The organism is Microbacterium sp. UBA1612, from assembly GCF_002321605.1.
Taxonomy (GTDB): Bacteria; Actinomycetota; Actinomycetes; order Actinomycetales; family Microbacteriaceae; genus Microbacterium; species Microbacterium luteum.
Genome location: NZ_DCMW01000037.1, coordinates 2,329 through 22,908, shown reverse-complemented (window position 1 = coordinate 22,908; position 20,580 = coordinate 2,329). Strand labels below are relative to the sequence as shown.

Below are 20,580 nucleotides of genomic sequence, written 5' to 3'. Positions count from 1 at the left end.
CTTGAACTCGCGCTTCATGCGATCCACGAGGATGTCCAGGTGCAGCTCGCCCATGCCCTTGATGACGGTCTGACCGGTCTCGGCGTTGAGCTCGACGCGGAAGGTCGGGTCCTCTTCGGCGAGCTTCTGGATGGCCAGCGAGAGCTTCTCCTGGTCGGCCTTCGTCTTCGGCTCGATGGCGACCTCGATGACGGGCTCCGGGAAGGTCATCGACTCCAGCACGACCTGGCTGTCGGAGTCCGAAAGGGTGTCACCGGTGGTGGTGTCCTTCAGACCGATCACGGCGTAGATGTGACCGGCGGTGACCGAGTCGACCGGGTTCTCCTTGTTGGCGTGCATCTGGAAGATCTTCCCGACGCGCTCCTTCTTGCTCTTGGTCGAGTTCACGACCGCCGAGCCGGAGTCCAGGTGTCCCGAGTAGACGCGGATGTAGGTCAGGCGACCGAAGAAGGGGTGCGAGACGACCTTGAACGCGAGGGCCGCGAAGGGCTCGTCGCGGTCGGCGTGACGCTCGATGATCTTCTCTTCGTCCTTGGGGTCGTGCGCCTCGATGGCGGGCACGTCCAGGGGCGAGGGGAGGTAGTCCACCGTCGCGTCGAGCATCGGCTGCACACCGCGGTTCTTGAACGCCGAGCCGCAGAGCACCGGGTACGCCTCGCCGGCGATGGTGAGCTTGCGGATCGCGCCCTTGATCTCCTCGGGGGTGAGCTCCTCGCCGCCGAAGTACTTCTCCAGCAGCGCGTCGTCGGACTCTGCGACGGCCTCGAGCAGCTTCTCGCGGTACTCCTCGACCTTGTCGACCATGTCTGCCGGGATCTCTTCGATCTCGTACTTGGCGCCCATGGTCACGTCGCCCTTGGCGTCGCCGGGCCACACGAGAGCGCGCTTGTAGATGAGGTCGACGACGCCGACGAAGTCGTTCTCGGCTCCGATGGGCAGCTGCAGCACGAGCGGCTTCGCCTTCAGACGGCTGACGATCGTGTCGACGGTGAAGTAGAAGTCAGCACCCAGCTTGTCCATCTTGTTGACGAAGCAGATGCGGGGGACGTTGTACTTGTCGGCCTGACGCCACACGGTCTCCGACTGGGGCTCCACGCCCTCCTTGCCGTCGAAGACGGCGACGGCACCGTCGAGCACGCGGAGCGAGCGCTCCACCTCGACCGTGAAGTCGACGTGCCCGGGGGTGTCGATGATGTTGACCTGGTTGCCCTCCCAGAAGCACGTCACCGCAGCGGAGGTGATCGTGATGCCGCGCTCCTGCTCCTGCTCCATCCAGTCGGTGGTGGCAGCGCCGTCGTGCGTCTCGCCGATCTTGTGGTTGACGCCCGTGTAGAACAGGATGCGCTCGGTCGTCGTCGTCTTGCCGGCATCGATGTGCGCCATGATGCCGATGTTGCGGACCTTCTTGAGGTCGGTGAGCACGTCTTGTGCCACGGGGTGTCCTTACGTGTAGTGACGGATGGATGCGTTTCGTCTCGCGCTGCTCGCTCAACGACCCTGGGTTCCGGCCGTTGAGCGAGCGGCGAAGCCGCGAGTCGAAACGCGGCGACGCGGAGCGCGGGTTACCAGCGGTAGTGCGCGAATGCCCGGTTCGACTCGGCCATCTTGTGGGTGTCCTCACGACGCTTGACCGCGGCACCCAGGCCGTTCGAGGCATCCAGGATCTCGTTCTGGAGGCGCTCGGTCATCGTCTTCTCACGACGACCCTTGGCGTAGCTGACGAGCCAGCGCAGCGCGAGGGTGTTCGCGCGGTGCGGCTTGACCTCGACCGGCACCTGGTAGGTCGACCCGCCGACGCGGCGGCTCTTGACCTCGAGGGTCGGACGCACGTTGTCGAGGGCCTTCTTCAGCGTGGCGACCGCGTCCTGGCCGTTCTTGGCCTCGACGCCGCGGAGGGCGTTGTACACGATCGACTCGGCGAGCGACTTCTTGCCGTCGACGAGGATCTTGTTCACCAGCTGGCTGACGATCGGTGCACCGTAGACCGGGTCGTTGACGACGGGGCGCTTCGGGGCGGGTCCCTTACGAGGCATCTAACTCAACCCTTCTTCGCGCCGTAGCGGCTACGGGCCTGCTTGCGGTTCTTGACGGCCTGGGTGTCCAGGGCGCCGCGAACGATCTTGTAACGCACACCGGGGAGGTCCTTGACACGACCGCCGCGCACGAGCACCAGCGAGTGCTCCTGCAGGTTGTGGCCCTCACCGGGGATGTACGCGGTGACCTCGGTGCCGTTGCGGAGCTTGACACGGGCGACCTTGCGCATCGCCGAGTTCGGCTTCTTCGGGGTGGTGGTGTACACGCGGGTGCACACGCCCGCCTGCTGCGGGTTCGCCTTCAGCGCCGGAGCCTTGGTCTTGGCGACCTTGGGGCTGCGGCCCTTGCGAACCAACTGCTGAATGGTTGGCACGTTCTCTCTACTCTCGTTTCGCTGCGCGGGGCCGGAGCCGTCGCACAGGTGCTGCACGGTGACAGCGTTCGTGGTTTCACCACAGATCCGACGTGCAGAACAATCGTGCTGCACGCGTTGTCGGATATGCCGTGGGGGTGGCCTGTTCGCAGACCGTTCCCGGGATGAGGCGACCTCGCGGACCCGTCTGGCATGCCGAGACACGGCAGACGGCGCGCGCGGACGCACACCCGATCCATGATACGCGCTGGCACCGAGGGGGGTCAAACGAGTGTCGGATCCGCCCGCGGCCTCACAAGAGCAGAAGAAGCACCAGGGCGCCGGCGGCGAGGACCACGCCCACCCCGATCCCGGCGAGGAGCAGGAACGCCCGGCGCCGACCGCGGCGTCGCTCGCGCGAGCGGGCGGCGCGGTCCGGGGCGGGCCCTTGCGGACGACGGGCCGACGCCGGGCTGCGGCGCGCCACGAACGGCTCGGCGGTTCGCGGCGCGACCGGGTCGAAGGCGCCGTCCGGTACGGCTGCGGTGCGCACGAGCGGTCGTTCGGCCGTGATCGCGGGGTCTGCGGCGCGGGAGCCGCGCACGCGGACGGTCGTCGCGTCGGGGCGACGCCGCCGCTCGGCCGCAGGTGCCGTCGGCGCGTCGTCGATCCGTCGTCGCGCGAGCTGGGTCGGCGGCTCCGGATCCCGTCGTCGCGAGCGGGCCGTCACGTCTTCCGCGCTGTCGCCGGACCCGGCGCGCTCGCGGCGCGAGATCCGAGTCGCCTCGTCGGGATCGACGTCGTCGTGCGGATCGCCGGTCACGAGGCGGCGGCCTCCTCGAGGCGGAGCTCGGCGTCGCCGAGCAGGAAGCGGGGGGTGAGGCGGGTGACCGCACCCGGCTCCACGTCCGTCTCGTCCTCGTTGTCGGCGATGAGCACGACGCCGTTGGTCGAGTCGAGGTCGACCACGGCCCACACGTCACCGCGCAGCTCGAGCCGGGCGTGCGTCTTGGAGACGGTGCGGGTCGGGTCGCCGACGGTGATCAGCTGCGCCTGCGGGAAGGCCGCATCGACGCTCGGCCGGCGCCCGACGATCGCGACTTCCTCGCTGAGGGGGATGCGCTCCCCGTCGGGGGCCACCAGCACCCAGCCGGTGCGGCGACGTCGCGTGACGATCGTGTGGTCGGCGAGCTCCTCGTCACGGCTGACGTCGGCGAAGCGCGCGGACACCGAGGATCGAGCCGACAGCGGGGAGCCCGCCACGGGCGCTCCCACGATGGCGGAGACCCCACCGTCGTCGGGGAACGCGTCGTCGTCGGACGACGAGGGGGCGGCGGCATCGCGCGCGACGGCGGGAGCACGGGTCACGGGCGGCGGGGTGGGCGCAGCCGGCGGTGCCGGGGGGACGGCGGGCGAGGATGTCGGCTCGCCGGGCGCGGCGGGCTCGGCGTTCTCGGGCGACGCCGCCGGTTCGGCGGGCTCGGGCGGCACGGACGGTTCGACGAACTCACGCGGGGCGGGGCGCTCGGGCGGCACGGGCGGATGGGACTCGTCCACGACGGGCGCGGACGGCACGGCGGAGATCGGGGCCGGAGCCCCGGGCACGGCGTCGGTGACCTCGCCGGTGAACTCCCCCGGCACGCTGAGGTCGAAGCCGTTCCAGGCCGGGCGCGCCGTCGACCGGCGCAGCGGCGGCGGCACCTCCTCACGATCCTCGACCGCCGGCTCCGCCGCGGAATCGACCCCGGGGAGGTCGGCCGGGCGCGGCGGCGCGATGACGGGCGCGGCCGTGACGGCGGGCGGCGGCGGGGCGGCCGCACCACCGTCATCGTCATCGTCATCGCCCGACGGCTTCTCATCGAGCAGGGCGCCGGGCACGGGATCGTCGACGGCCGAGTCGGTGTCGGGGTCCTCATCGAGCACTTCCGGCCACCAGTCCGCGAAAGGAGACCGCGCCTCGGACGTCTCGGCGGCCGGCGTCGATGCGGCGTCGGCCGGTGGCTGCTCCGGTGCGCGCGTGGGCGCCCAGCCGGCCAGGCCCGCCGCGGCGGGGCGCTCGCCGTCCTGACTCTCGGCCGCCTCCTCGGCGACGCCGAACGATGCGGGTGTCCCGTCGAAGCCGCGGGCGTAGACCGGGTCGGCCACATCGCCGTGGGTACGGCGTCGCGGCGCACCGGCGTCATCGGCCCCGATCCAGCGGGCGGAGCCGAAGCCCAGCACCGTCGCCCAGACCGGCGGCAGCAGCACCGCGAGCACGGTCATTCCGCCGCCGTAGCCGAACGCGCGACCCACCCGGTGAGCGGCGAGCACGAACACCACGAACACGATCACGGGACCGGCCACGGGCAGAAGGATGAGCAGCACGCTCCACCACGGGTAGCCGGCGAGCTGGAAGAGGACGCCGAGGTTGTAGACCGGCACCCAGCCCTTCCAGGCCGCTTCCCCGGACTTGCGGAACAGCGCCGACAGCGCGATGGCCGTCCACACGTAGAGCAGCACGCTGACCACGAGCGAGGTCGCCGTGACGGCGACGAGTGCGGTGGAGTCGGTGTTCATGGTGCGGTGCGCGCTCGCCGGGGCGAGCCGCGCTCCCCCCTTTCGGCGAGACGTCGGCGGCGGCCGCCCGCCGGGGCGGCCTGACGCATGAATGATCTCAGAGAAACGGATGCCGCGAGCGCGCGCCACACACCCCGCTCGGTGCGCAGCGCGCGTCGCCGCGCGTCGACGTCGCGCCAGAAGCTCTCGGCCTCGTCGGGGGTCGCGCCGCGTCCGGAGAAGGTCGCGGCATCGGCGGCCGCCGCGATCCGACCGCCGTCGGGCAGCTCCCAGAGCTCGGCCACCTCGACCCGGGTCCGGGCACCGGGCGCCTCGCGGCGGGCATCGGCGGCCGCGTCGACGATCTCGTCCCACCCGCCGGCGATCCGCTCCGCCGGCGTGGGGGCGCGGCGGCGTCCGCGCCGGCGCGCGGCCTTCGCGGCGATGACGGCCGCGAAGGGGCCGAGCAGAAGCAGCGCGATCAGGAGCACGATCGACGTCGTCCGGAGGACCGGCCACAGCCACGCCAGATCGAGCCCGGCGCGGTCCTCGTCGTCGCGGGCGGCGGCGTCATCCTGCTGGGTGGGATCCGGCGGCACGACCTCCTCGACGGCGTCGGGGCGCACGTCGGTGACGTTCTCGGGGTCACGCTGCTCGGTCGTGTCCAGGTTCGGCGAGCGCGTGTGCTGGGGCGTGGTGTCCATCGGCACCCACGCCCCGGTGGCGGTCTGCACCTCCACCCACGCGGCGAGATCGCCCGCGGTGCACACACCGTCGTCGCACACCGACGCGGAGTCGTCCTCGGACTGGAGTCGTGTGCCGACGACGACGCGGGCGGGGAAGCCCAGCTCCTCGGCGATGAGGGCCGCGGCGACGGCGAACTGCTCGTCGTCGCCGACCGCGGCGACGAAGTTGTCGGCGGCGACGGCCTGGGGGTCGGACTCGCGCTGCAACAGGCGCGTGAACATCTGATCGATGCGAGCGAGGGAGTGGCCTGCAGCGGCGGGCTGGAACCGGTAGTCGACGAGGTCCTCGACCCACCGCGAACCCGCTTCCGGCTCGGTGAGCCCGTGGCTGAGGTATCCGCGGTCGCGCAGCAGGTCGATCAGTCCCACGAGCGCCGCACCGTCCGATCCGGTGCGGTGCTCCTCGACCCACGTGCGCAGGCTCTCCGGCGCCTCAACCGCGGGCGTCGTGCCGGGTGCGGTCATCGCCGCCGGGTCGACGGTCTCGGCCACCGAAGCGACGAGGCGATAGCCGTCACCGGCGCGAAGCCCGCCGCCGGCGGTCTGGACGCCCGCGGCGTCGTCGGCGCTGTAGTAGAACCCGTCGGCGAGGGCGCTCGCACGCTCGCCGACGAAGGCGACCTCGACGAGATCGCCGGCCGTCGGCATCCACACACTTCCGAGATCCGCGATGCCGACCTCGAGGACGGCGCTCTCACCCGGCTCCGCCGCACGGGTGGACGGAACGCGCACGAAGCGCGTCTCCGGCTCGGTGCGGTAGACCTCACCGTCGTACCCGTCGAGGGTGGCGATGCGGATGCGGTCGACCTCACCCTCTTCGACGTCGACGGTGAAGAGCACGTCGTCGTAGCGCTCGTCGTCGAACGAGGCCCGATATGCCGCGAGCGGACTGATCTCGGCGGACAGGTCGATCTCGGGTGCGGTGAGGCTGCGCAGCACGTCGCGGTTCAGCCCCTGCGCGCCGAGCGGGACGACCGCGACGGCGACGATCACGGCGAGGGTGAGCATCCCGGCGGCCGTCCAGGCCCGTGCCGCAGATCCGCTGGCGGCGCGGCGCGTCACGCGCGCTCGACCGGCACGCTCGAGGGCGCCGGCACGCTGGGCGCGCCCGCGCCAGACGAGCCACAGCAGCGCGGCCGTGAGAGCCGACGCCCCCACCGCGGTCTCCACGGGAGCCGGCAGCGCGACCGGGCCCATCACGAGGGTCTCGCTCACGGTCGTGCGACCGAAGAGCAGGCCGAAGCCGACCATCGCCAGCCCGACGGGCACGGCGGCGTACGCGCGTGCATCGCGCCGCCAGGACAGCAGCAGCATCGCGCACGTTCCGCCGAGGAAGACCACCAGCGCCGGCACCAGCAGGTTGCGGTACGACCCCACAGGCAGATCGACGGTCAGCAGGTCCTTCCACCCGAACACGGCTCCGGTGAGGACATCGCCGAACGCGAGCGGCAGCTGGGCGATATCGGACAGCCGCGCCGGAGCGGCGACGACGACGCCGACCGCGAACAGGGCACCGATCAGGATCGCCGCGACGATCCATCCGCCCCACCCGAACCGCTGCGCGCACACCGCCACGGCGGCGCCGATCGCGGCTCCGGCGGCGACGACCACGAGGAAGACCGGTGCCGCGTACACCGGCCAGGCCGCGATCGCGGCGATCACGACGATCGCGAGCGTGAAGGCGGCGCCCGCGAGGAATCGGCCCGGACCGCCGACCGGCTGCCGTGCCGGGCGCGCCGCGGCGCTCGAGCCGCTCACGCGGTCGCCCCGCGGACGAGGAGGCCGGCGAGGTCGTCGATCGTCCCGACGGTGAGCACCGTCATGCCGCTGACGGCCTGCATGCGCGGGTGCGCCCGTTCGTCGCAGCGCACCCCGACGACCGTCGCATCGGCGGGGAAGTGCAGCGCGGCCTGACGCAGGCGCGACAGCGGCACGCGGGAACCGGTCACCACGAACGCGATCGACAGGCGCTCGCCCGACTCCCCCGCCACACGGCACACCTCGCCGACCGGCATCGTCGTCTCGAGAAGGTCGATCCCGCTGAAGCCGTCGAGCATCCCACGCGGGGACACCGCCGGCACGCGCTGCACGGCGCGCAGGCGACCGCGGATCACCCGCGGCACGTCGCCGCCGGCCACGATGTCGACCTCCCGCGCGTCACGGACCGCCCGCAGGCCGATGGAGGCCGCGCACGAGACGGCGAGCTCGAACTCGTCGGCATCGGCGTATTCGTCCTGCGCGATCGCGAGGATGACGGCCATGCGCGATCGCCGGGTCTCCTCGTACTGCCGCACCATGAGCCGCCCGGTCTTGGCGGTGGACTTCCAGTGCACCTGCCGGCGACTGTCGCCCGGCGCGTACTCGCGGATGGCGTGGAAGGCCATGTCGGCATCCACGAGCCGCCGCGTCGGGGAACCCTCGAGGTCACGGATGAGCCCGGCGCTCGTGGACGGGAGGGCCACGGTGCGCGGATGCACGTACAGGTCGTGCACGTCGGGGAAGGCGTGTTCGCGTCGCAGCAGGCCGAGGGGGTCCGCCCGCACGGTCGTGGCGGGCCCGACCGAGACGATGCCGCGGCGCAGGTCGGGAAGCTCCAGCGGGTCGTCCACCGCGTGACCGGGCCGCAGCAGCGGCACCTCCACCTCGACCAGGCCCTCCCCCACGGGGATGTCCAGGCGCCCGGGGAGCGTCGTACGCGGGCCGGTGTTGCGCACGCCGATCGCGCCGGCGACGGCCGATCCCGCGACGGCGCGCTCGTGCGCGAGGGAGAGATCCACGGCGTAGGAGCGCGCCCCGAAGAGGAACGGCACGGCCGTCGCGAGCAGCACGAGCGCGATGACGGCGGCCACCAGCCATTCCACCCACCCGAAGACGAGGCCGAAGACCAGGCCGACGGTCGCGGCGACGACCACGAGCACGCCCGCCGGACGCACGGTGCGCGCGGACCACCGCGCCGCCTGGGCGACGGCCGCCACGACCACGCGGGTCACGCGCGTGAGCCCCACGACCGCACCGACGAGCGCCCGATCGCGTCGCGTGCCCGACACGTGCGTGCCGGTCGCGCCGAACGTCGTCGACCCGCCGGCGGTGTCGCCGCGGGTGGATGTGCGGGTCAGTCGGGAGTCGGTGGGCGTCATACCGCCTCGCGTCGCGTGGGCGGTTCGACATCCAGCAGCACCTGGCCGACCACGGCTTCCGGGGTGACACCGTCGAACTCGGCCTCGGCGTGCAGGATCAGGCGATGCGCGAGCACCGGCACGGCGAGCGCCTTGACGTCGTCGGGCGTGACGAAGGTGCGCCCCTGCGCGGCGGCGCGTGCGCGGGACGCGCGCGTGAGGGCGAGGGCCCCGCGGATGCTCACGCCCAGGCGCACCTCGTCGGCCGAGCGCGTCGCGTCCACGAGGCGTGCGATGTAGTCGAGCACGAGAGCGTCGGCGTACACGGTGGCGGCCAGGTCGGCCATGCCGACCAGCGCCTGGGGGGTGATGATCGGGTGGAGCTCTTCGGTGGCGATGGCCGCGCCGTCGAGGATGCGCACCGTGGCAGCGTGGTCGGGGTAGCCGAGCGAGGTGCGCATGAGGAAGCGGTCCAGCTGGGCTTCCGGAAGCCGGTAGGTGCCGGCCTGCTCGACCGGGTTCTGGGTCGCCAGCACCAGGAACGGCACCCCCACGGCACGGCTCACTCCGTCGATGGTGACGTGCCCCTCCTCCATGACCTCCAGGAGCGCCGCCTGCGTCTTCGGGCTCGCACGGTTGATCTCGTCGGCGAGCACGATGTTGGCGAAGATCGGTCCCGCGTGGAACTCGAACACGCCCTGCTTCTGGTCGTACACGCTGATGCCGGTGATGTCGCCGGGAAGCAGGTCCGGCGTGAACTGGATGCGCGTGTTGGTGCCCTGCACCGACTGCGCGATGGCGCGGGCGAGCGAGGTCTTGCCGGTACCGGGCACATCCTCCAGCAGCACGTGTCCGTCGCTGAGCATCGCGGTGAGCACCAGTTCGACCACGTGGCGCTTGCCCAGCACCGCGCGCTCGACGTTGTCGGCGATCTGCGCGAAGGTCTGGGCGAACCAGGTGGCCTGTTCCTGCGTGATGGTCATCGTTCCTCGTTCGTTCGGGCCTCAGCCGGCCGGGGGCTCCGACGGCGCTTCGCCGGGCTGACAGGTCGCGGCGAAGGTCGTCTGGGCGTTGCGGAGTCCCCATCCCTGCGCGCTCCAGTCCACCGTCACCGAGATGCCTTCGACGTACGCCGCGCCGACCGGCACCTGCCAGGTTCCCGCCTCGTGCGGCAGCGGATTGTTCTCGGCGTCGAAGTAGCGCAGCGATCCGTTGCCGAAGGTGATCGCGGCCGTGCCGCCGCCCGGGGCGTTCGACGACGAGCTCGTGCGCTGGAGCGTGCCGCCGCCGACACAAGAGGTCACCGACCATGTCGCCTGCACCTGGTAAGGCGCACTCCCCGCGCGCGGCGTGACGCCCGCCCAGTCTGTGGTCGGGCCGCGCCATTGGTGCACGTAGCGCACCCGGATGCCCGGGTCGCCGTCGAAGACGCTCGTCGGCGGACCGCCGGAGAACTCGGCCGCGTTGAAGCGCGGCGGGTCCTCGTCGGAGGTGGGCAGATCGCGGATGCGCCACTCGGCGCGATTGGAGGTGACGTCGGGGCGGGCGTCGACGACGAAGGTGTACCCCCGCGGCGCGTCGTCGTCCTGCACGGCGTACACCGCCTTGGTGACGGTGACCTCGCCGAAGGACCGCCCGCCGTACGTCGAGGTCACGCACATGTCGTAGGAGTACTCCTCGCCGTCGTCCACCTCGAATTCCGCGCGGGCGCCGTCGTCGTCGGGCCGGCAGAACCTGCCCGCCTCGACGATGTCGTACCGCAGACTCGACCCCTGGCCGTTGACGGTCGCGCTGCCGGTGGCGACGATCGTGGCCGTGCCATCGCCATTGTTGGTCGCCGTCAGCGTCAGCTGGGCGTTCCGCGGCGCGCCGACGCCGTTCGCGGCGACCGTCACCGACGAGCCGGATGCGCTGCCGCCGAGGCCGGGCGGCACGTCGAAGCGCGACAGCGGGGTGACGGTGACCGTGGATGCGGCGTTCGTGCCGATGCGGTACTCCGGCACGGTGACGCGCGTGTCCCATCGCGACACGGACACGGTCGACTCGTCGCCGGACGGGCTCGTGAGGCGCAGACTGCCGGTCTCGGCGGTGTCGATGCCGGTGATCTCCAGCCGGATGACACCACCCTCGCCCGACGCGGTGGCGACCGGAGCCGCGGAGACGGCGTCGGGCGCCGGCGGCGGGTCGTAGGCCCACGCGGTCGTTCCCACCGCGCTGCGGGACTCGCCGACGCCGTTGACCGCGCGCGCCTCGTAGACCCGCTGCTCGCCGTTGGGCGCGGAGATCGCCGGGCACGTGCCATCGGCCCCGCACCGCGCCACCACCTGACCACCGCTTCGGATGACGAAGCCCGTGAGCGAGGGGTAGGCCTGTCGGGCGGCGCCCGGATCGACGCGCAGGGTGATGCGACCGTCCGCATACGCGGTCTGCGTCACCGACGCCGGCGCCCGAGGGTATCCCTGCAGATCCAGCAGCAGCGCGCCGTTGCGCTCACCCGCCGACACGCGCCCCTGAGCGTCGCGAACCGCGAAAGACGCCGAGCACGTGGCGCCGGGAGCGTCGCTCGACCACGACGCGACCACACTCGAGGCATCCGCGACCGCGAAGGTGACGCCCGTGCACGCGCCCGTCGGGGCGACGCCCACGACCTCGAGCGGCGTGCCCGGCAGGGGGTTGACCTCTCCCCCGGCGCCCACGACGTCGATCGTGCACTGCCCGCCGGAGGCCTGCGAGCACTGCTGCGTCACCGACCCGCCGCGGGGAAGCGTGGAAGGCGCCGCCCCGACCCGCAGCAGCAGGCGCGCCGACGCCACGCCCGGGTGGCTCGTGACCGACACCACCACGGCTTCCTGGCCGCCGGGCACCGCATCGTCGGCGCCCGTGATCGACAGCGTCGACCCCGACAGGGCGATCTCGAAGGCCCGACCCTCGCTGGAGACGGCGTACGAGATGCCGGCCCAGTCCTCGCGCAGCTGCCACGAGGTCATCTCGCGCAGGTCGAACGCCTCGGTCTCGCCGGGGCCGACCGTGAGCGACGCCGGGGCGAGCTCCGGCTGCGGGTCGAGGGCGACGATGGTGATGGGGACCGAGAGGTAGGTCCACTCCTGCTGGCCGACCATCCGGACCGGCACCTGGCACGCATCGGAGAAGGGGGCACCGGCACCCGCGTCGTACGTCACCTCGGTCCCCGACGCCGCCCGGCAGGCCGCCTCGGCCCGCGCACCGGCGGCGCGCACGTCGTCGCCCACCTCGAGCGAGGCGCCGCGCGGGAGTGCGACGTGATCGGCGAGATCGAACGTGACCGACTCCAGCTCGGTCACCTCCGGCGCCGGCACTCCGGCGCGCAGCGCCAGCTCGATGTCGTCGTCGCCGGGCACCCGCAGGAACGCGTAGGTGGTGACCTCCCCCGAGGCGCCCTCGCCCGTGACCGAGAACGGGATGATGCGGGTGCGCTCCGGGAGCTCGCCCCGAAGGGACGGCCCCTCCACCTCGACGTCATCGACCTCGCCCCAGAGACCGACCTCGAGCTCGCCGACGTCGCCGCCGGACCAGACGGTCTTCCCCGCGAGCACATCCACCCCGTCGGCGAAGTCGTCACGGGTCTCGACGGTGAGCACCGTGTCGTCGACGACCGGGTAGTCGGGCACGGCGTCGCGCACGACCTTGACCACGACCAGGCCCCGACCGGTGTTGCCCGACGACGAGGCCACGTCGTAGAGGAACGACATCGTGCCGACCTGCTCGCCCGCCTCGACGACGAGCGTGCGCTCTCCCGCGACCTCCACCAGCGCGTCCAGCCGCGTGTACTCGGGGTTGACCGATCCGTCGGCCAGCGCCGTGGGCTGGTCCGGGCGCACGGCGGTGACCTCCAGCTCCCCGCCGGTGGGGTCGATGTCGTTCGCGACGGGATCCACGCGCACGACGTTCTGGGCGCCGACCTGCACCTGCACGTAGTCGGTGAATGTGATCGGGCTCGGATTGGCCTCCGAGTCGAGCACGCCCACGCGCACGGTTCCCTCGCCGGTCTCGCCGAACTCGTCCACGACCCGGTAGCGGAACTCGTCCTGCCCGCTGTCGCCGGCGACGCTGGAGTACACCAGCGCCGTGCCGTCGGCCGAGACGGTCGCCACACCCGACGCCGGCTGCGCGATGACCGCATCGAGCCGCACGACGTCGCCGTCCGGATCCATCCCGAAGCCGTCGAAGGCGATGCGGGTGCTCTCGCCGCTGAGCACCCGGGCTTCGAGCGTGTCGGCCGACGGGGCCCGGTTGGCGTCGGAGTCGAGCACCTCGATGCGCACCGTCGCGGTGTCCTCGAGGCTCGGCGCGCCCGTGAGATAGGCGGCGTACTCCACGGTGTAGCTGCCGGGTTCGTCCGGCGCCAAGTATCGCAGGCGATCGGCGGAGGCGAAGGCCAGGGCGTCACCGGTCGACGACACGACCGACGCCGGATTCAACACCGGACGCCCGCCCGAGGGGGCGACGTCGTTCTCGAGCACGGGGATGTCCACCTGCGCGCCCGTGCGCACGACGACGGCGTCATCCACCGCGATCGGGGCCAGTTCCGGCGCGGGCGGGAGCAGGTAGACCGTGGCCTCGCCTCTGACGGAGGCGCCGCCGTCCTGGGTGCCGTCGCTCACCGTATAGGTCACGGTGCCCAGCCGGCCCGCTTCGCCCGTGGCCGTCGTTCCGGAGACGCGCAGATAGTTCTGTCCGACGCCGTCGACGCTGAGGCTCGCCCCCTCGTCGGGGCGCGCCTCGACGTCGCTGAGCAGCAGCACCCGGCGCGTGGGGTTGGACACCGCCGCGAAGACGTCGAGGGTCGCATCCTCCTGCGGGTGGACGAACGCGACGACCGGAGCGGTCGCGAGATCGGCCGGCGCGTCGGCGGCGAGCAGGGTGATGCGCGCCGTGGCGGTGGCGGAGCTGTCGCCGTCGGTGACCGTGTAATCCACCCGGTAGGTGCCGGGCTCCTCGGCGGCCACGTCGAACGTCGTGGACCCGCCGACGACGGTCGCCGTGGCTGCGGCGTCGTCGAGCACGCGCACCGACTCGAGCGAGATGGCCCCGGCCGTGCCGGTCACGTGGTCGATCACGTCGACGCTCGTCGCGGCGTCGATCGAGTCGATCACCGCGAAGGACTGCGCCGCCAGGAGCGGCTGCGGCGAGACGCGCACCATGAGCGACTTCGCGGCCGTGCCCCCCGCCGTGTCGGCGACGGTCACGATCAGTTCGATGAGCTCCTCCGTGCCGCCGCCGTCGTCGTCGTGCTGGTAGACGACCTCTCCGGCGGGTGTCGCCGCGACGTTGCCGACGCCGCTCGGGTTCTCCACCGACAGCAGCAGCAGCGGATCGCCCTCGGGGTCGACCCATCCCGGGAGCACCGGGACGGTGACCGTGCCGCCCCGCGCGACCTCCGGGGCCGGCCACGTCACCAGGCACCCCTCGACCCCGCACCAGCGCGGCGCGCTCTGCGCCTCGGACGCTGCCACGGTGAGCGTCACGGTGGCAGGTTCGGATGCGAGCCCGTCGTCGGCGGTCCCGTCGGTCACGGCGTACGAGAACGTCGCCGAGCCGCTCGCGCCGGGCTCGGTCTGCACCGTGAGCCGTTGCCCGTCGTCGGTGATGCCGACGACGCCGAAGGCGGGGTCGAGCCCCGTGACCGACGCGGCGGCGATCGCGAGCACGTCCTCATTCGGGTCGTGGTCGTTCAGCAGCACCGGCAGGGCCGTCAGCGCACCCGCGCGCACGCCGAACGCATCGGGCTCTGCGATCGGCGGGCGGGGGTCGACCTGCACCGCGAGCTGCTCGTCGCTCGGCTCGGCATCCGGATTCACCCGGTCATCGAGCGCCCAGTTCTGACTCGACGCGACCAGCCCGCCGTCGGGAACGGTCCACACCCATCCGCTGCGGGTCTCGTTGAGGATCACCGCCCCCTGCCCAACGACGAATTCCGGCCGCCGCTGCTCCCCGAGCGTCTCGCCGGCGTAGTCGAGCGGCGTCTCGCCGTCGGCGGAGCTCCAGAGCAGACCGCCCGCGGTCCCCTGCGGCAGCCACGCGGCGTACACCTCGCCATCGACGGTCACCGGCTCGGCGGGCAGGCCGAGCACCGACGTGCCGGCGCGCTCCGTGTCGGGGGCGGATCCGTCGACGGGGATGCGCACGAGCGCCGTCTCGTCGGCGACGTAGACGGAGTCGCCCTCGGCCGCGGCGCGTCCGACCACCACGGAGCCTGCCACGTCGACCGTGACCGGCTCGGCCACGCCCTGTCGCCACACCGTTCCGGTGTCGGCATCGACGAGCACCCACGACTCCCCCGCTGCCGTCATCAGCGGCTGCGCGAGGTCGCCGGCGTCGATCGGGTCGCGGACTTCGGACCGGCCCGCGGGGATGTCCCACCGCAGCACCGACCCGTCGCCGGCGGAGTAGGCGAACAGGGTGCCGTCGTCGGCGACGGCGATCGCGTCGGCGGTGTAGGGCGGCGCATCGTCATCGCCCGCCGCGAACGGGTCGAGCTGCACCGCGTCGCCTGCGATCTCGCCCGCGAACACGGTGCCGGCGTCGGTGAGATAGGCGACGTAGTCTCCGGCGGTGGAAACGACCGTCGTGCCGGCCGGAGTCGACGGCGACGCCCGCACCGTCTCGTCGTCCAGATCGACCGGCTGTGCGCCGTCGATGGGCGTGACCTTCGACCAGCTGTCGGTGAACAGGAACGCCCCGTCGGCGTTCTGGGTGACCTCGCTCGGATTCGACACGGTGCGCACCGTGTCCAGTTCGCCGATCGCCGTGTTCACGCGGGCGTAGCGCGACCCCTCGCCCGTCTGCAGCGCCCACACGGACGCGTCCACCTCGGGGGTCTCCTGCGCGTCCAGACCCGGCCAGACGATGCCGGCCGTGAGCACGACGCCCGCGGCGGCGACGCCCGCGACGATGCCGACCAGAGTGCGGCGCCGCACGTCAGATCACCCCCGCGATCAGCAAGGATGCGACGACGCCGACCGCGCCCACGAGCGCCGCCACGGCGACGGCCCACGGCAGCATCCGCTGTCGGGCCCGCTCGGGCGACGTGAACTCGGTGTCCTCATCGCGTGCGAGCGAGGCGACGCCCGTGCGCGGCGCGGTCTTGCGGCGCACCTCCCGCTCGATGCGCGACCGGGCCGGCCCGCGCAGCGCGCTGTCGGCGAAGTCGATCGGGTTGGCGCCCGGCGCCCACTCCGATGCCGGGACCTCCAGCGGCGTCGGCGACACCCCGAGCGATTCCTGCACCGACTGCAGCGCCTCGGCGAACTCACGCGCCGAGGCATATCGCTGTGCCGGAATACGACTCATCGACCGCGCGAGCACGTCTTGCAGCGCATCCGGAACATCGGTGCGCGGGATGGGCGTGTACGACGCTCGGGCGATGCGACGGCGCAGCAGATCCTTGGAGTTCTGGCCGCGTTCACGACGTTCGAAGGGGCTGCGGCCGGCCAGCAGCGAGTAGACGGTGGCTCCGAGACTCCAGACCTCGCTCGAGATCGTGCCGGCCGTCTCCTCCGCGACCACCTCCGGCGCCGACCACGGAATCGACATCGCGAGCACCTCGTCGGCCTGCGTGCCGATGAGCGACGACGAGATGCCGAAGTCGGCCAGCACCGGGGTGCCGAAGGTCGTGACCAGGATGTTGCTGGGCTTCACGTCGCGGTGCACCAGCCCCGCGCGGTGGGCCGATTCCAACGCGGAGGCCATCCGCACCCCGATCGAGAGCACCTCGGTCACCGGCATCCGCTCGACGCGGTAGCGCTGCGACAGCGACCCGGGGCAGAACTCCATCACGATGAACGGCCTGCCGTCGGCGGAGATGCCCGCCTGGTACACGGTCACGATCGACGGATGCGCCGACAGCCGCGCGAGCACGTCGGCCTCGGCGTTGAACATGCGGCGCAGGTCTGCTTCTCGCACGTCGCTCGGCAGCACCTTGACCGCGACGTCGCGCCGGGGCATGTCCTGCTCGTAGAGGAAGACGTCGGCGAAGCCGCCCGAGCCGAGGGGACGGATGTAGGCGAGCCCCGGGAGTATCGGCGGCGCAGAAGGCAGGCGTGCGGCCACCGTTCCTCCCCCTGTTGCCCTGGCGCAAGCCCGCCCATGCTAACAAGCAGACCTGCTCGCACCGCGCATCCCGCCTCGGCGCAGGGCTCATCCCGCCCGACGCAGGGCTCAGGTCAGCGGCGGCGGATCGTCGAAGGGGGCGTCGAGGGAGCGGGTGAGCTCCTCGAGCATCGCGGCGATCTGCGGCTCGACGAGCTCGGCGACGGCCGCCTGGATGCGCAGCCGGTGGTGCAGGAGGATCGAGCACACCTCTCGGCCCACCATGTTCGCGTAGTCGTCGGCCAGCCCGACCTCCTGGCGCAGCGCCGCCTTCGCCTCGTCCGTCAGCGGCGGCAGCGCCGGAACGTCGGCGTCGGCCTCCTCCGCGAGCCCGGCGATGGTGAAGAGGAAGGGCGCCCCGGGCACCGGATCCGGGTCGAGCGGCAATCCCTCGAACTCGGGGTCGAGGTCTTCGGCGGGCCGGTAGCTGCGGGCGCGGTTGCGTGCGGCCTGCTGGTCGAGCTCCGCCTGCAGCATGGGGAGGTTGCGCGCGGTGTAGTCGGCGACGGTGTGGTCGACGATCGTCTTGACCCGGGTGGAGAGGCCGTGCTGCACGCCGTGGGGCACGTCTGCGCCGAGGCCGGCCGCAGACAGCACCGGAGATCCGAAGCAGCGCCGACACGGCGCGACGCGGCCGCGGTGGGTCGCCGGCTCCCAGCGGGGCAGCCAGCGCAGCCAGGCGTCCACCGCCTGGCTCACCTGCGTCTCGAGCGACCGCTCCACCCCTCCACGGTAGCCGTCCGTCCCCGATCCGACGGGGTTTGCGCCCTCCGGATTCATGCGTCGTCCTCGTCCTCCCACGACCAGCGGGGGCGGGATGCGCGCGTGCGCACGAGCGCGATACCCGCCCACGCCGCCCCGAGCGCCGCGGCGATGATGACGAGCCCGAACCAGGTCGTGGCCACGCGACCGGCCACCGCCGACGCCGCCCCGAGTCCCGACCCGGTGATCACCAGCGTGATCCACATGCCGGCGAGATAGGCGAGCCCCGTTCCGGCGGCGATCCACAGCGACGACATGTACGAGGGATGCGGTCGGCGCACGACGGTCAGCAGCGTCAGAGCGAATGCGGCGATCGACGCGGCGACGGCCACCGCCCCGGGCGCCTGACCGAGGCCGGGCATCGCGATCACGGACTCGTCGGTGACCAGGCTCGTCATGCCGAGCCCGAAGATGAGCAGCGCGAGGTCGCCGACGGTGGCGAAGACGACGGCGACGCCCGGTCGCACGGGTCCCCCGCCGGAGGCGGAGGGGTCCGGTGCGCCGGGCGTCGCGGTCACGGTCTTACGGGCGGACCAGTTGGGGTCCCGCCTCGAGGGTGCGCTCGTACTCGCGCTGCGCCTCGGTGTTGAGCTCGGTGACGCGCTTGCCGCGCGATGCGACCCACGCGCCGTACCAGATGGTCAGTTCGCGGCCGAGGACGAAGGCGACGATCGCCAGCGGGGCGAGCACCTGCTCCTCGACGAGGGCCGCGCCCTCACGGGCGGTCAGCAGCCAGAACGGCGCCTGGAAGAGCTGTCCGAGGATGTGACCGCCGTAGGACGCCAGACCCACCAGCAGGCCGAAGATCACCCACGCACCCCACCGACCGCGGTTGATGATGGCGCCCAGCAGCCAGAACGACAGGAAGAAGACGACGACAGGCACCCACAGGGATGCCGTGGCGAGCGCCTCGAGCGCATCGGTGCCGATCGTCTCGGCGGTGACCGACCCCTCGATGGCGCCGAAACCGAGCCACGCCGCGAGGTACAGCACGGCGAAGGTGAGAGCGGCGAGCACGCCGATGGCGCCGGCGGCGGCACGGTTCCCGCGCGGGCGAGGGGCTTCGGGTGCCTGAACGAAGATCGGCTGCGGGCTGGCGGCGGGCGAGACGTAGGCGGGTTCCGCGTGGGCGGGGTCGGCGTCCGCCGGCTGGGCGGCGGGCTCCTCGGCCCACGAGGGGACGTCGTAGGTCCGCTCGGTGTACGACGGCTCGTCGGCGGCGACGACCGTCTCATCGACGGGCGCGTCATAGGCCGTGGCGGCGGGCTCGTCCGAGACCGGCTCGCGGGTCACCGGCTCGGCGGTCTCCGTCGATGTCGGCTCGGCGGCGGGCTCCTGGGGATCGGGGTCGGCGGCGGCCTGCGCGGCGGCTTCCTCGCGACGGGCGGCCTCGGCGTCGGCGAGACCGGCGTTGGCCTGTCCGACCACGTCATCCACCGGGCCGGGCTCTTCGACCGGCTCCCCGTACGACGACTTGGGGTCACTCATCGTGATCGCACTCCTCACGCGGGGACGATCCCCGCAGTTGCGAAGATATCGCGGGGATGCGCGTGGGGCCCGCAGGCGTGCCGGGCGTTGCGGCACCGGATTCGTCCCGGATGCCTCCCACGCGTCACGGCATCGGATTAGGGTGTCATCATGCTGCGCCGCCACGCTTCCCGCGCCGCCCTGGCGGCGGCATCCGTGCTGGTCGCCGCCGCCCTCGCCGGGTGCGCTCCGGACCCGGCCGACACGCCGACGCCCGATCCGACCGTCAGCGCGAAAGACCCGTCCGGCCTGCCGTCGCCGATCGAGTCGATGACGCCCGGCGCGACCCCGACACCGACGGTCGAGCCCGCCGCGGCTGTGCCGAGCGACTGCGAGTCCCTGCTGAACGACGAGGTGCGTGCGCAGCTGTACGGCATCCCGCTGAACGACCCCGCGTTCGGGCCGAGCGGCGTGCAGGCCGACGGGTCGCTCATCTGCATCTGGGGCGACCCGGCGGCGGATACGACGAGCCTCGTCACGACCCTCGAGCCTCTCTCGCGCGGCCCCGCCCTCGAGCAGCTCAACGCGCTCGTCGAAGACGAGGGGTTCACGTGCTACACCCCCGACGGGGGCACGCGGTGCGAGAAGACGTGGGACAACCCGGACTATCCGGTCATCGATGGGCGCACCCTGTTCTGGCGTGCCGACCTGATGATCGACACCCGGTACTCCAACCTCGCCCCGACCGGCTACACCTCCTCGGTGATCACCTCGATCTGGGGCGAGGACTAACCCCAGACCTGGTCGGCGACCCGCGCGGCGTAGTCCTCGGGATGCCACGCGCTCTCCCGGCTCGCCACCCACACCCCGTCACGGATGCGGTGCACTTCGACCTCGCCGGATGCGGTGCGCGAGCACGTGAGCGACGTCTCGGTGGTGTCGCACGTGAAGCCCTGTCCGCGCAGGGCCGCGTCGGCGACGGTCACCGCGTCGTCGGCGACGGTCGCGAGCGTCGTCGTGATGGTGCCGTACTCCGAGCGCCATCCGCACGTGACGGCCACGACGGGTGCCAGCAGATCGTTCAGCCCCTCCACCGCCGTGACGGGCGCGGCGCCGGTCTGCGACAGCAGGGCGTCCGGACTCCACACGAGCTCGGCCCACAGGTCGTCGGCGTAGAGCGCGCGGCAGTCGATGTCGGAGAAGTCCTCGGCCGTGATGACCTCGGCAGGGGGCACCGTCGGCTCGGCCTGCACGTTCTGAGCACTGCCGAACCGGAGGGCATCGCCGATGAATCCCACGACGCCGGGAACCTGCGGGGCGGCGAGCCACCCGAGCGCACCGACCACGGCGAGGCAGATCATCCCGATGGGTACGGCGAGCCACAGGCTCCGTCCGCCCGTGCGCGCCATCCGTCGACCCCTTCCGTCGCGCCTTCCACCGT

Annotated in this window: 15 protein-coding genes; 1 reads left to right on the top strand and 14 read right to left on the bottom strand. The window is 72.4% G+C overall.

The window, feature by feature from the left end; genetic code table 11:
* The 13 genes from fusA to B3S45_RS13870 form a co-directional block, all read right to left on the bottom strand.
* On the bottom strand, nucleotides 1–1,434 hold a 1,434-nt coding region (fusA, locus tag B3S45_RS13930), incomplete at its 3' end, for an elongation factor G (protein ID WP_286721350.1).
* A 128-nt stretch (nucleotides 1,435–1,562) separates the two neighbouring features.
* On the bottom strand, nucleotides 1,563–2,033 hold the full coding sequence (gene rpsG / locus B3S45_RS13925; RefSeq protein WP_050722490.1) for a 30S ribosomal protein S7: 471 nt from the start codon (nucleotides 2,031–2,033) through the stop codon (nucleotides 1,563–1,565).
* A gap of 5 nt (nucleotides 2,034–2,038) precedes the next feature.
* Entirely contained in the window at nucleotides 2,039–2,407 is a 369-nt protein-coding gene (gene rpsL, locus B3S45_RS13920) for a 30S ribosomal protein S12 (RefSeq protein ID WP_071044913.1), read from the bottom strand.
* Between the two features lie 292 nt (nucleotides 2,408–2,699).
* Complete coding sequence (locus B3S45_RS13915; protein WP_071044912.1) at nucleotides 2,700–3,209, bottom strand: hypothetical protein; 510 nt, start codon at nucleotides 3,207–3,209, stop codon at nucleotides 2,700–2,702.
* Nucleotides 3,206–4,942 carry a DUF5684 domain-containing protein gene (locus B3S45_RS13910; RefSeq protein WP_286721343.1) on the bottom strand — a complete coding sequence of 579 codons (1,737 nt, stop codon included), beginning with the start codon at nucleotides 4,940–4,942 and terminating at the stop codon, nucleotides 3,206–3,208. The genes B3S45_RS13915 and B3S45_RS13910 overlap by 4 nt, the downstream gene beginning before the upstream one ends.
* A complete protein-coding gene (locus B3S45_RS13905; protein WP_286721341.1) occupies nucleotides 4,939–7,425 on the bottom strand; it encodes a transglutaminase-like domain-containing protein in 2,487 nt (828 codons plus the stop codon). The genes B3S45_RS13910 and B3S45_RS13905 overlap by 4 nt, the downstream gene beginning before the upstream one ends.
* The gene (locus tag B3S45_RS13900) at nucleotides 7,422–8,804 is read right to left on the bottom strand and encodes a DUF58 domain-containing protein (protein WP_286721339.1); all 1,383 of its coding nucleotides are present in this window, start codon (nucleotides 8,802–8,804) and stop codon (nucleotides 7,422–7,424) included. Before B3S45_RS13900 ends, B3S45_RS13905 begins: the two co-directional genes overlap by 4 nt.
* Nucleotides 8,801–9,766 (bottom strand): AAA family ATPase, encoded by a 966-nt coding sequence (locus B3S45_RS13895; protein WP_071044908.1) that lies wholly within the window; start codon nucleotides 9,764–9,766, stop codon nucleotides 8,801–8,803. The genes B3S45_RS13900 and B3S45_RS13895 overlap by 4 nt, the downstream gene beginning before the upstream one ends.
* A 21-nt stretch (nucleotides 9,767–9,787) precedes the next feature.
* On the bottom strand, nucleotides 9,788–15,739 hold the full coding sequence (locus B3S45_RS13890) for an Ig-like domain-containing protein (protein ID WP_286721337.1): 5,952 nt from the start codon (nucleotides 15,737–15,739) through the stop codon (nucleotides 9,788–9,790).
* A 1-nt stretch (nucleotide 15,740) separates the two neighbouring features.
* Complete coding sequence (locus tag B3S45_RS13885) at nucleotides 15,741–16,871, bottom strand: serine/threonine-protein kinase (protein ID WP_286721335.1); 1,131 nt, start codon at nucleotides 16,869–16,871, stop codon at nucleotides 15,741–15,743.
* Between the two features lie 108 nt (nucleotides 16,872–16,979).
* Entirely contained in the window at nucleotides 16,980–17,633 is a 654-nt protein-coding gene (locus tag B3S45_RS13880; protein ID WP_071044905.1) for a spermidine/putrescine ABC transporter substrate-binding protein, read from the bottom strand.
* A gap of 53 nt (nucleotides 17,634–17,686) precedes the next feature.
* Nucleotides 17,687–18,190 carry a hypothetical protein gene (locus B3S45_RS13875; protein WP_286721333.1) on the bottom strand — a complete coding sequence of 168 codons (504 nt, stop codon included), beginning with the start codon at nucleotides 18,188–18,190 and terminating at the stop codon, nucleotides 17,687–17,689.
* Between the two features lie 4 nt (nucleotides 18,191–18,194).
* Nucleotides 18,195–19,160 carry an ABC transporter gene (locus tag B3S45_RS13870; protein ID WP_286721331.1) on the bottom strand — a complete coding sequence of 322 codons (966 nt, stop codon included), beginning with the start codon at nucleotides 19,158–19,160 and terminating at the stop codon, nucleotides 18,195–18,197.
* A gap of 150 nt (nucleotides 19,161–19,310) precedes the next feature.
* Between B3S45_RS13870 and B3S45_RS13865 the strand changes: the two genes are divergently transcribed.
* On the top strand, nucleotides 19,311–19,931 hold the full coding sequence (locus B3S45_RS13865) for a hypothetical protein (protein ID WP_286721329.1): 621 nt from the start codon (nucleotides 19,311–19,313) through the stop codon (nucleotides 19,929–19,931).
* Here the strand turns inward: B3S45_RS13865 and B3S45_RS13860 are convergent.
* Nucleotides 19,928–20,548, bottom strand: a complete 621-nt coding sequence (locus B3S45_RS13860; RefSeq protein ID WP_194383819.1) for a hypothetical protein — start codon at nucleotides 20,546–20,548, stop codon at nucleotides 19,928–19,930. The two genes, B3S45_RS13865 and B3S45_RS13860, sit on opposite strands and share 4 nt — an antisense overlap.
* Nucleotides 20,549–20,580 lie beyond the last annotated feature (32 nt).